Below are 12,579 nucleotides of genomic sequence, written 5' to 3' on the forward strand. Positions count from 1 at the left end.
GATTAAAGAATGAAACGACTTAGGTCTTCATCTTCTATGGTTTCACCTAACTTAGCTTTAACGTATTCGGCATCAATCGTCAGTTTCGAACCTGATTTGTCTGTTGCTTCAAATGAAATCTCATCCATCAAGCGCTCCATCACCGTATGCAGGCGGCGAGCACCGATATTCTCAGTGGTTTCATTCACTGTCCATGCCGCTTCTGCGATTTGAGTGATACCCTCTTCAGTAAATTCGATATCAACGTCTTCCGTCTTCATCAGAGCAATATACTGCTCTGTCAGTGACGCTTTGGGCTCAGTCAAAATACGTTTGAAGTCGTGACTTGAAAGCGCTTCTAGCTCGACACGAATTGGCAGACGACCTTGCAGTTCAGGGATCAGATCCGATGGCTTAGCCACTTGGAATGCGCCAGATGCCACAAATAGAATATGGTCTGTTTTCACCATGCCGTGCTTAGTTGAGACTGTGCTACCTTCAATCAAAGGAAGCAGGTCACGCTGAACACCTTCGCGAGACACATCTGGACCTGAGCTTTCGCCACGCTTACAGATCTTGTCAATCTCATCGATAAACACGATACCGTTGTTCTCAACGTTGAAGATCGCCTGTTCTTTCAGCTCTTCCTGATTAACCAGTTTCGCGGCTTCTTCTTCCGTTAGTGCCTTAAATGCATCTTTGATTTTCAGCTTACGTTTTTTCTTAGTATCGCCAGCTAAGTTTTGGAACATACCTTGAAGCTGGTTAGTCATTTCCTCCATGCCAGGAGGCGCCATGATTTCTACACCCATCTGAGGTGCGGCTACATCGACTTCGATCTCTTTGTCGTCGAGTTTGCCTTCGCGGAGTTTCTTGCGGAAGATTTGACGCGTGTTAGAAGCGCTTTCGTCTTGCTGCTCATTTTGCCCCCAAGCGTCTCGCGCTGGTGGTAAAAGCGCATCAAGAACACGTTCTTCTGCTTGCTCTTCAGCACGGAATTTAACTTTCTCCATCGCCTGCTGATGTGTCATCTTAATAGCGACATCTGTCAGATCGCGAATGATGGTCTCAACTTCTTTACCAACGTAACCCACTTCAGTGAATTTTGTTGCTTCCACTTTAATAAACGGCGCATTGGCCAGTTTAGCTAAACGACGCGCAATCTCCGTTTTACCGACACCCGTTGGGCCAATCATCAGAATGTTCTTTGGTGTGACTTCAACACGCAAACTTTCTTCAAGCTGCATACGACGCCAGCGGTTACGCAGTGCAATGGCCACTGAGCGTTTCGCGTTATCCTGACCAATGATGTGGCGGTTAAGTTCATGCACAATTTCGCGGGGAGTCATTTCAGACATAATCAAATTCCTTAAATTCAGTAGCCACTATCCGGGGTTATTCAGCGTTAAGTTCAACTGGGATTTCTAGTTCTTCGATAGTGTGGTGATGATTGGTAAACACACAGATATCACCAGCAATTTTTAGTGATTTCTCCGCGACGTCACGAGCATCTAGCTCTGTGTTCTCAAGTAAAGCCGTCGCTGCTGCTTGGGCGAAATTACCACCAGAGCCAATCGCAATCAGATCGTTCTCAGGCTGTACCACATCACCATTACCAGTGATGATAAGCGAGGCTGTTTCATCTGCTACCGCGAGTAGGGCTTCAAGTTTGCGTAGCGCGCGATCACTACGCCAGTCTTTGGCCAGCTCAACAGCCGCTTTGGTTAGATGGCCTTGGTGCATTTGCAGTTTGCTTTCAAACTTTTCAAACAGCGTAAATGCGTCTGCGGTACCACCAGCAAAGCCAGCAAGCACTTTGTTGTTATACAAACGACGTACTTTACGTGCGTTGCCTTTCATCACAGTGTTACCCAGTGATACTTGTCCATCGCCAGCAATGACGACTTTGTTGTTTCGACGTACAGATACAATAGTAGTCACGAGTAGGGCCTCATCATTGTTTTAATCTCAGTATTGAAGATTATATGAGGTTATAGCGAGAGGAATTCAAGGGGAGATAAAAGGTTACAATTGACGAGAAGCCTATTTATCTGGTCATCCTCAAGAGCGAGGGACGAGTGAGTTGGGGATCTCTTCAACTTTTGGCTAACTTAAGAGATTCCCTACTCCTTACTTCATCAGTCTATGGAATGACAAACAGGTAAGGAGCCAATAAAAAACGAACCCATCAGGGTTCGCTTTAATATCTTTACTGCGCTTCTTTCCAGATTGCACAAGGTTCAATCTTGGCGCGCTGAAGCTTGTGTTTGTCTCGCTCGGCATCACGCTTGAATTTATATGGTCCGAGCACTACCCGATACCATTTGCTCCCTTCTTTTTTACGGATCTTACTGTTTATGCCCTGAAAAGCGATATCGAGCTTACGTGCTTCAGCCTGCGAGGCATTGGTATACGCGCCACACTGCATTATGTATGGGATCTCAGACACCACCTGCTTTTTGGCAGTCACTTCAATTTCGCGGCTTGGTAAAGACTCAACATAGTCCCACTTTTCCTCCGGAGGAGGTGGCAACGTTTTTTCGGCTTTGAGTTTAGGCTTCGGCTGAGTCTGCTTTACTACAGGCTGAGGCGGTTGAGGGTCATTACTGAGCGTATATAACCCATACCCAAATCCACACACCAGCAGAATCGCCAGCAATCCACTGCGCCAAGGCCTTCTCTTTGGCGCCGACTTCTTACGCGCTGGTTTTCGCCCACTGTTTCCGCGACCGCGTTTTACATAATCTCTATTTGCCACTGCTGTACATCAACATCTATTGCCTCTTTCGTTATGGTAATGCAGTTTGCGCCCTGATTACAGAGGGGAAATGGAAGCGGCGCATCAAAATGCGCCGCGGAGAGAGAAGGTTTGGTTAGTTGATTCTTGGTGGAGCCGCACTTTCCCTCACAATCAGCTGGGTTTCCAGCAACCTTGAGCCAGCGCGGACGTCATGCCCTCTGAGCAATTCGAGCATCATCAGCATCGCCTGACGGCCAATTTCGTAACGTGGCTGAGAGATGGTTGTCAACGGTGGATCACAGTACTGGGCAAATTGAATATCATCGAAACCCACCACAGAAAGGTCTTGCGGAATACGTAAGCCCAATTTCTTGGCTTCCTGAATCGCTCCAATTGCCATCGCATCATTGTGACAGAAAATAGCCGTTGGTGGCTCAGGCAGGGAAAGAAGCTTACGTAATGCTTTTGCACCATCTTCGAATGAGAAATCACCATAAGTGCAGTAATTTGGGTTCATCGTGATGCCCGCTCGGCGAAGTGCCTGCTGATAGCCCTGGTAGCGGAACTGGCATAACACCGCCGAGTCCGGACCAGATATCTGCGCGATGCGCTTATGGCCCATTTGCGTCAGATAATTAACCGCTTCAAATGCTGAAGTCAGATTATCGATGTGGACCGTCGGCAACTCTAACTCCGGAGCAAACTCGCACGCCATCACCATAGGTGGTAAGTTTTTTTGCTCTGGTTTGCTGACATCAAATGGGAGATCAGTACCAAGCAGCAACATCCCATCCGCTTGCTTAGTAAAGACAAGATTGACAAAAGAGCTCTCACGCTTTTTCTGCTGGCCACTGTCTCCGAGAAGTACGATGTACCCATGCTCCATCGCCGCATCCTCTATCCCACGGATAATCTCTGTATAATAGGGATCACAGATGTCCGGAATAATAGCTATGATGGTCTTGGATTCATTTCGGCGCAGGTTGCGCGCAAGAGAATTTGGTGAATACCCGGCTTCCAAAACTGCATCTTCGACCCGCTTCCGTGTGGCTGTAGATACTTTTTCCGGGTTCATTAGAGCACGCGATACTGTTGCTGTTGAAACGCCTGCTAGTTGAGCAACATCCTTCATTGTCGCCATAAATTCATTACCCTCTTCGTTTTCTAAACATGGTAGCGCTTAGTGCCACCTAAACCGATTTTGATGAGCTGAAACTCATTCTTATGTTTATTGCCTAGAGCAATCGTTTACCTGTCTTATATCAATCAATTTATTCAATCAAGCTAATCCATAGTTTATTCATTTCGAAACATAAAGTTACGGGAAGATTAACAAAATTAAACCCGGTGATGAGATGCGAATCACAATTAAATGAAAAAGATGCAAATTAACTCAAGTCCTGCGGCTCAATATCTAGAGACCAGCGAACTCTCTTCGCATTTGGCAACATTTGGATCGCTGGCTTTGCACTCCCTAATAGTTTTTGCATCGTTGATCGAGTTTGCGTCTGCAACATTAGCTGCCAGCGGTATTTGCCTGACCGCTTCGCCAACGGAGCTGGCGTAGGACCTAGCACCTGACAGCAATCATCAAATAGTGGGTGCGCTTCCAACGTATGGCGTACTTGACGTAAAAATGCTTCTACATACTGAGAGTCATTCGCCTCAGCACGGAACAAGGTCAAGTAAGAGTAAGGAGGCAACATAGCCAGTTTACGTTCCTGCAAGGCGGTCTCGGCAAAATGTCGATAACTTTTCGTCAGCAGAGCTTGAAGTAAACTATGTTCAGGATGATGGGTTTGCAATATAACTTCTCCTGGCTTGCTGGCTCGCCCTGCTCGTCCCGCGACCTGAATAAACAATTGAGCCAAACGCTCTGAGGCTCTGAAGTCACTGCTGTAAAGTGATCCATCGACATCCAACAACGCCACCAATGTCACATCTGGAAAATGATGACCTTTCGCCAACATTTGCGTACCAATCAATATTTGATATTTACCACTGCGAATAGCTCCGAGAGCTGATTCCAGACTGCCTTTACGTCGGGTACTATCGCGATCAATACGAATGGTTTGATATTCAGGAAAAAGCTCACCAAGCTGCGCTTCGAGCTGCTCAGTCCCTACACCCACCGTGACCAAATTGGACGATCCGCATCCTTGGCACTGATGAATAGTGGGCTGCTGTGAACCACAGTGGTGACAACGGATCTCATTGCTGTATTGATGATAGGTATAATAAGCATCGCATCGCTTACATTCCGCAATCCAACCACAATCATGACACATCAAAGCAGGCGAAAAACCGCGCCGATTGAGGAACAACATCACTTGATTACCCGCACTGAGGTGTTGACGAATCTCAGCGATCAAGGAGGCAGATAGACCACTTTCCAAATACTGACCTTTCACATCCAGCACCTTGTTGGTCGTCGGTACCGCATTACCAGCGCGCTCGGTCAGTGTCAGATGGTGATACTTGCCAGATAAAGCATTATGTAGAGTTTCCAGAGCTGGTGTCGCCGATCCCAGTACAATTGGAATTTGCTCTTTGCTAGCTCGCATCACAGCAACATCACGCGCATGATAGCGAAGGCTGTCTTGCTGCTTATAAGAAGCATCGTGCTCTTCATCCACAATGATGATGCCGAGATCAGCAAAAGGCGTCAGCAGTGCTGAGCGCGTGCCAATCACGATGCCAGCGGCTTTATCTCGGGCACTTAACCAAGCGTTCAATCTTTCGCTGTCGTTAAGCCCCGAATGAATCACTTCGACTGGCACATTAAACCTGTGGCGAAAACGGTTAATGGTTTGTGGTGTCAAGCCAATTTCAGGCACTAATACTAGGGCTTGCCGCCCTTTCTCCAATACTGGCTTAATAAGGTTCAGATACACTTCTGTCTTACCTGAACCGGTCACTCCTTCCAGTAAAAAACACCCAAAACCATCAAAGCTATTTACGGTCGCAATAGCGACAGCCTGCTCTTCATTAAGCTTTGGCTTGTCCACATCTGCTTCAACCTGATGACTCCAGTCGCGAATCTCCGGTTTGCACTCGATCGACTCAATCCAGCCTTTCTCCTGCAAGGTTTTGAGAACGCTAGAGCTGACTTCTTGATCAATGAAATGCTGGTGTGGTACTGAACCACTTTCAAGCATATGCATGACCTTAGCCTGCTTGACTGCTCGGCCAAAACCTAACATCAGTTGGTTACGCCCAGCATTAGTCAACTGCCACTCCACCAGCGTTGCAAAATCGGCTTCTTTACCTTTACGAAGTGCACTTGGCATCGCATTGAGCAGGGTGTCTCCAAGAGGGTACTGATAAAACTGACTGCACCATTGCAACAACTCATAGAGGCTATCTGGCCAAACAGGTTGAGAATCCAGCACTTGTTTTAGCGGTTTGAGCTTGTCAACACTGAACTCGGACTGATTCACCAACGCCGTGACCACGCCGACCAGCGTCTGACGACCAAACGGAACAGACACACGCCCACCAATAATAGGAAACAGGTGAACAGGAATCTGATAATCAAACTGTTTGTCGAGTGGTACAGGTAAAGCCACTCGGGCAATTGTCGGTCGCATATAGACTTAAAGCACAATGAAAGGAACTCAGTTAGTCTAAGGGAAAAGCACTAAGCGCGAAAGTGATAGCATTGCTAAGCCGATTTCTAGCACGGATAAAGACCAGCGGCTAAAAAAGTAGCAACTTTCTTAGTAAATCAGTTGATCCCTAAGTCTGTATTCATTACTATATCGCGCCTTAGTGATATGGCTTGCTTTTGAGCAGCGGTATCCAAAGGAAATTTTATTAACTACGTGTGGTGTCCGGCATAGAATCGGATAGCGACACGGCCTATTTTAGAGGTTCTCCCATGAAAGCTGGTATCCACCCAGAATACAAAGCAGTTAAAGCAACTTGTTCTTGCGGTAACTCTTTCGAGTTCAACTCAACTCTAACTAAAGAGTCAATCCACCTAGACGTATGTGACAAATGTCACCCATTCTACACTGGTAAGCAGCGTATCGTTGATACTGGCGGCCGTGTAGATCGCTTCAACAAGCGTTTCGGTGCTCTTTCTTCTAAGAAGTAATTTCTTTTTAGATGAAGAGAAAAGGACGCTACGGCGTCCTTTTTTGTTCCCTACATCCCCAGCGAATCATTCAGAGTAATATCTTCCGCTGTTTAACATTCGCCAGCCACATCTCTAACCATCTGGTCTTATCTCCTGTCATTTAGCACATTTTATTGCTTTAGCTCGCATTCTGACCTTTGCAGCTTGACTTAGTTACTCTAGAATGGGTTCCCCCCTATCCTAATTATTAATAACGAGTACCTACACCTATGTCCGATGACAATCACCAAGAACTATCCCCTGAAGAACAATTCCGTCAGCAAGCATTGGATTACCATGCCTACCCTACAGCAGGCAAGATTTCGGTTGAGCTGACAACACCAGCTGAAACGGCAGGTGATCTGGCGTTAGCGTACAGCCCAGGCGTAGCTGAGCCGGTACGTGAAATTGCTCAGAATGCAGATAATGTCTACAAATATACCTCTAAGGGTAACATGGTAGCAGTTATCTCCAACGGAACAGCTATTCTTGGTCTTGGAAACTTAGGTCCGCTGGCATCTAAGCCTGTCATGGAAGGTAAAGCTCTCCTGTTCAAACGCTTCGCAGGTTTGGACTCTATCGACATTGAAGTCAAACACCGCACGATCGAAGAATTCGTCGATACCGTCGCTAACATTGCCGATACCTTTGGAGGTATCAACCTCGAAGACATCAAAGCACCAGACTGTTTTGAGATTGAAAAACAGCTGATCGAGCGCTGTGATGTACCGGTTTTTCACGACGACCAACATGGTACAGCTATCGTCACCGCAGCAGGTATGCTTAACGCAATTGAACTCCAAGGCAAAAAACTAGAAGATGCTACGATTGTTTGTCTTGGCGCCGGTGCTGCGGCAGTGGCTTGTATGGAACTACTGATTAAATGTGGTGCGATGCGTGAAAAAATTTACATGCTTGACCGCAAAGGTGTTATCCACACTCGCCGTGATGATCTCAACGAATACAAGCAGCTATTTGCCAACAACACTGACAAGCGTACACTGGAAGACGTAATTGAAGGTGCTGACCTATTCTTAGGCGTATCTGGCCCGAACTTACTCGCACCTGAAGCACTAAAACTGATGGCTGATAAACCTGTGGTCTTCGCATGTTCAAACCCAGATCCGGAAATCAAGCCAGAGCTGGCACACGAAGTCCGTGATGATTTAATCATGGGTACAGGCCGTAGTGACTACCCGAACCAAGTGAACAACGTGTTGTGTTTCCCATTCATCTTCCGCGGCGCTTTAGACGTTCGAGCTAGCGAAATCAACGATGAAATGAAGCTCGCTGCCGTAGATGCCATTCGTGAACTAGCGAAAGAAGAAGTTCCAGCAGAAGTATTGAAAGCCGCTGGCGTAGATAAGCTGGAATTTGGCCCTGGTTACATCATTCCTAAACCGATGGACTCTCGCCTATTGCCACGTGTCGCAAAAGCGGTTGCTCTTGCAGCAGTAGAGTCGGGTGTGGCTCGTATTGAAATGCCAGAGAATTACATGGAAGCGTAGGCCTTCCTCTCTAGCAACAAAAAACCGCTGAACATTCAGCGGTTTTTTAGTTTTCAGCAAAATAAAAACCAGGCGCGCCGCCAGTTATTACTCTTCGTCATAAGCTTCGAATTCAATACCCATCTCAGTCATGAGTTTTTTTTACTTCCGCCGGGATATCATCTGGGCGATCTTTACGCAAATCTTCATCAGTCGGTAATGGTTGGCCAGTATAAGCATGTAGAAACGCTTCACACAGCAGCTCACTGTTTGTCGCATGGCGCAAGTTATTGATCTGACGACGCGTTCGCTCATCAGTTAAAACCTTCAATACTTTCAATGGAATAGAAACTGTAATCTTCTTTACTTGCTCGCTTTTTTTTTCCATGTTCAGCATACGGACTTATGTATTCGCCGTTCCAATCTGCCATTGCGCACCTTTATGATTCATTATGTATAAAGTTAGAAAGCGTAATTTTAGCGGGATTCATGTCCACAAGCAAAGACATATAGACGTCTAGAAGTGTTGACGTCTCAAAAAATGAGAAGTAAAGTGAAGGGATATACGATTGGAATAACATATATCTAACATCCGGCAAATAGGTATAGTGTAGTCTCCAGTCAAGTCACTACAGTTCGAAAGGAAACACTTATGAGCGCCCGTAAACCAGCCACAATCGCGGTACGTACTGGTATCGAGTCAGACACTCAGCATCATGCCGTTGTGCCACCTATTTACCTCTCGACTAACTACGGATTTCCCGCCTTCGGTGAAGTGCCCAAATATGACTATACTCGCTCAGGTAACCCAAACCGTGGTTTGCTAGAAAAAGCGCTCTATGAACTGGAGTCTGGTAGAGGCGCAGTAGTGACCAACTGTGGAACCTCAGCATTAAACCTGTGGGTCTCCGCATTTCTTGGCCCAGATGACCTGATCATTGCGCCACACGATTGCTACGGCGGTACATACCGTTTGTTTAACACCCGCGCTCAGAAAGGTGACTTCAAGGTTCAGTTTGTCGATCAGTCTGATCAAAAAGCCTTGGACGACGCCATTGCAAAGCAGCCTAAATTGATTCTGTTAGAAACACCGTCCAATCCTCTGGTACGAGTCGTCGACATAGCCGCAGTATGTGAAAAAGCCCGTCAAGTTGGAGCATTGGTTGGCGTCGACAATACCTTTTTGACTCCTGTGTTCCAAAAACCTCTAGAGCTAGGGGCTGACTTCGTCATTCACTCAACAACCAAATACATTAACGGCCATTCAGATGTGATTGGTGGTGTGGTAATCACCAAAACTGAGCAGCATGCTGAAGATCTTGCTTGGTGGGGCAACTGCATCGGTGCGACTGGTACACCATTCGACAGCTACATGACATTACGCGGTATTCGCACCTTGGGTGCACGAATGAAAGTGCATGAAGAAAGCTCGGCACAAATCCTCAATTACCTGCAGTCTCAGTCTCTGGTGGGGAACATCTATCACCCTAGCTTGCCGGAACACCCAGGCCATGAGATTGCGAAAAAGCAGCAGTCTGGATTCGGCTCTATGCTTAGTTTTGAGTTTGCAGGCAGCTTTGAGCAGCTCAAGCACTTTGTTGGTGAGCTAGAACTGTTCTCACTCGCCGAATCACTTGGCGGCGTAGAGAGCCTGATTTGCCACCCAGCGTCAATGACACACCGAGCTATGGGTGAAGTGGCATTAGCAGAAGCTGGTGTTTCACAGCAACTGCTCCGCCTTTCCGTCGGCCTCGAAGATGCGGATGACCTGATTGCCGATCTAGAACAAGCATTCTGTAAAACTCAGGAGGCGTTGTCATGAGCCAGCAGCGTCAATTGCATAAATTTGGCGGTAGTAGCCTCGCAGATCCAGACTGCTACCGCCGCGTAGTCAATATTCTCAAAGAGTATTCTGATAAAGAAGACTTAATTGTCGTCTCAGCGGCAGGCAAGACCACCAATCGTTTGATTGAGTTTATAGACGCTCTTAACAAAGACGGTCGCCTCGCACACGAAGCATTGCAGTCATTACGCCAGTTTCAGGTCCAGCTAGTCGAAAACCTGTTACAAGGTGAAATCCAACAGCAGCTTCTTGCCACACTCAACGACGAATTCACCACACTGGGTGAGCTAACAGCTCCCTTAAAGACTGCCGAGCGCGCAGCCGTATTGGGTCATGGAGAGGTTTGGTCTTCTCGACTACTGGCAGCATTACTAAATCAAAATGACCTACAGGCCGTTGCTCTAGATGCAAGAACCTTCCTGCGTGCCGAAGCAGGTACACAACCTGAAGTCGACCGAGGCACCTCCTATCCGCTGCTCAAGGAAGTACTCGCTCAACACGCCCATCATCGCGTTGTGATCACGGGCTTTATGGCACAGGATGAGCAAAGCCATACCGTACTGCTTGGTCGCAATGGCTCGGATTACTCCGCTACCGTTATTGGTGCTCTAGCCGAAGTGAAACGTGTCACAATCTGGAGCGACGTGGCCGGCGTCTACAGTGCAGACCCTCGTTTAGTCTCTGATGCATGCCTTCTGCCATTACTTCGCCTTGATGAAGCCAGTGAGTTAGCCCGACTTGCTGCGCCAGTCCTGCACAGCCGTACTCTTCAGCCAGTCGCGCAAAGTACGATGGACTTGCATCTACGTTGCAGCCACGAACCAGAGGACGGCTCCACACGCATTGAACGTGTACTGGCCTCAGGTCGCGGTGCGAAAATCATCTCGTCGCTGAAAGAAGTACTGCTGATCCAACTAAATTTTGCCTCTGGACACGATTTCAGCCGCCTTGAACAAGAAACCCTAACCGGTCTGAAGCGAGCTCAACTTGAGCCACTGACCTATGAAGCACAAGAAGATCAACAAACACTGCGTTTAGCATATACCGCAGAGATTGCAGGCGGTGCTCTTGAGTACCTGCAAGACGCTGCAATAGAAGCTGAAATTAAGCTCAAAGAAGGCTATTCGTTAATTGCAGCTGTCGGCGCAGGCGTCACTAAAAGCGCCAACCATTGTTATGGCTTCTACCAGAAGCTTAAGTCTTCTCCTGTGGAGTTTGTTTCAGAATCTCAGTCCGGATTGAGCTTAGTCGCGGTGCTGCGTCGTACGGAGACTTCTGTTCTGGTCAAGTCAATTCACAGCCAGTTGTTTCAAGCTCAGAAACGTGTCGGCATTGCTCTTTGTGGCAAAGGTAATATTGGCTCGAGCTGGCTTGAACTTTTCGCTGAGCAAAAAGCAGAGCTAGAAAAACGTCGCGGCATGAACTTCGAATTGGTTGCTGTTGTTGGCAGCCAAAACTACTGGTTCAATCCTAAAGGGATTGATGCCAGTACCGTAAGCGGCCACTACGAAGAAGAAGCCATTGAGTATCAAGGCGATGAGTGGGTAAGAAAACTTGGCGCGATTCAGGGCTACGATGACGTCGTTGTGCTCGATGTGACGGCCAGCCAGCAACTGGCCGAACGTTACCTGAATATCGCAGAACAAGGTCTGCACCTTATCTCAGCCAACAAAGTCGCTGGCTCCGCATCGAGTGATTATTATCATCAAGTGCAAGATGCTTTTGCCAAGATAAACCGCCATTGGCTTTACAATGCAACGGTTGGAGCTGGCTTACCGATCAACCATACGGTGAAAGACCTACGGGAAAGTGGCGATGACATTCATGCTTTATCCGGTATTTTCTCTGGCACGCTTTCTTGGCTATTTCAGCAGTATGACGGTAATGTGCCTTTTGCGGAACTCGTCGATCTCGCTTGGCAGCAAGGTTTGACTGAACCGGACCCACGCAGCGATCTGGATGGCTCTGATGTCATGCGTAAGTTAGTGATCTTAGCGCGTGAAGCTGGGCTCGATCTGGAACCTGAAGCGGTTAAAGTGGAAAGTCTGGTTCCTGCTGAACTCGCCGATTCTATCGCTAGACGATTTCCTAGATAAAAGCCAGCTATTGAGTGAACTATTGGCCGAGCGTTTAGATAAAGCTCAACGCGAAGACAAGATACTGCGGTACGTTGCAAGGCTGGAGAAAAATGGTTCCGCAACGGTCGGCGTTGAAGCGCTTAGCAAAGAGCATGCGCTGGCTAACTTGCTGCCATGTGACAACATCTTCGCCATCGAAAGCAAATGGTACAAGGATAACCCACTGGTCATTCGCGGCCCCGGCGCAGGCCGAGAGGTCACCGCAGGTGCAATTCAGTCTGACCTCAACCTGCTTTCCAGCTTGTTATAATTGAATAAAGCGCAGCCCTTAG

Annotated in this window: 8 protein-coding genes and 2 pseudogenes; 4 read left to right on the plus strand and 6 right to left on the minus strand. The window is 47.6% G+C overall.

The genetic code is table 11. The features are described from left to right. Positions 1 to 2: 2 nt before the first annotated feature. The 5 genes from hslU to priA form a co-directional block, all read right to left on the minus strand. Positions 3 to 1,337 (minus strand): HslU--HslV peptidase ATPase subunit, encoded by a 1,335-nt coding sequence (hslU, locus tag KW548_00950; GenBank protein QXX06751.1) that lies wholly within the window; start codon positions 1,335 to 1,337, stop codon positions 3 to 5. Between the two features lie 37 nt (positions 1,338 to 1,374). Beyond that, positions 1,375 to 1,920: an ATP-dependent protease subunit HslV gene (hslV, locus tag KW548_00955; protein QXX06752.1), complete on the minus strand. Its 546-nt coding sequence runs from the start codon at positions 1,918 to 1,920 to the stop codon at positions 1,375 to 1,377. Positions 1,921 to 2,188: 268 nt separating this feature from the next. After that, positions 2,189 to 2,737 (minus strand): SPOR domain-containing protein, encoded by a 549-nt coding sequence (locus KW548_00960; protein ID QXX06753.1) that lies wholly within the window; start codon positions 2,735 to 2,737, stop codon positions 2,189 to 2,191. Between the two features lie 115 nt (positions 2,738 to 2,852). Beyond that, positions 2,853 to 3,860 (minus strand): DNA-binding transcriptional regulator CytR, encoded by a 1,008-nt coding sequence (gene cytR / locus KW548_00965; protein ID QXX06754.1) that lies wholly within the window; start codon positions 3,858 to 3,860, stop codon positions 2,853 to 2,855. A gap of 247 nt (positions 3,861 to 4,107) precedes the next feature. Next, on the minus strand, positions 4,108 to 6,309 hold the full coding sequence (gene priA / locus KW548_00970; protein QXX06755.1) for a primosomal protein N': 2,202 nt from the start codon (positions 6,307 to 6,309) through the stop codon (positions 4,108 to 4,110). A 290-nt stretch (positions 6,310 to 6,599) separates the two neighbouring features. Between priA and rpmE the strand changes: the two genes are divergently transcribed. Both rpmE and KW548_00980 read left to right on the plus strand, forming a co-directional pair. Further along, a complete protein-coding gene (gene rpmE / locus KW548_00975; protein QXX06756.1) occupies positions 6,600 to 6,818 on the plus strand; it encodes a 50S ribosomal protein L31 in 219 nt (72 codons plus the stop codon). Between the two features lie 251 nt (positions 6,819 to 7,069). Next, positions 7,070 to 8,347, plus strand: coding sequence for a malate dehydrogenase (locus KW548_00980; GenBank protein ID QXX06757.1), 1,278 nt, complete (start codon positions 7,070 to 7,072; stop codon positions 8,345 to 8,347). A gap of 87 nt (positions 8,348 to 8,434) precedes the next feature. On the opposite strand, the pseudogene metJ reads toward KW548_00980, so the two are convergent. Beyond that, positions 8,435 to 8,757, minus strand: a pseudogene (gene metJ / locus KW548_00985) (met regulon transcriptional regulator MetJ). A gap of 221 nt (positions 8,758 to 8,978) precedes the next feature. Here metJ and KW548_00990 point away from each other — a divergent pair. Together KW548_00990 and KW548_00995 are read left to right on the plus strand one after the other, a co-directional pair. Next, positions 8,979 to 10,148 (plus strand): O-succinylhomoserine (thiol)-lyase, encoded by a 1,170-nt coding sequence (locus KW548_00990; protein ID QXX06758.1) that lies wholly within the window; start codon positions 8,979 to 8,981, stop codon positions 10,146 to 10,148. Continuing rightward, positions 10,145 to 12,557: pseudogene (locus KW548_00995) on the plus strand (bifunctional aspartate kinase/homoserine dehydrogenase II). The gene KW548_00990 and the pseudogene KW548_00995 overlap by 4 nt, the downstream one beginning before the upstream one ends. Positions 12,558 to 12,579: the final 22 nt, after the last annotated feature.

Source organism: Vibrio neptunius (assembly GCA_019339365.1).
Taxonomy (GTDB): Bacteria; Pseudomonadota; Gammaproteobacteria; order Enterobacterales; family Vibrionaceae; genus Vibrio; species Vibrio neptunius.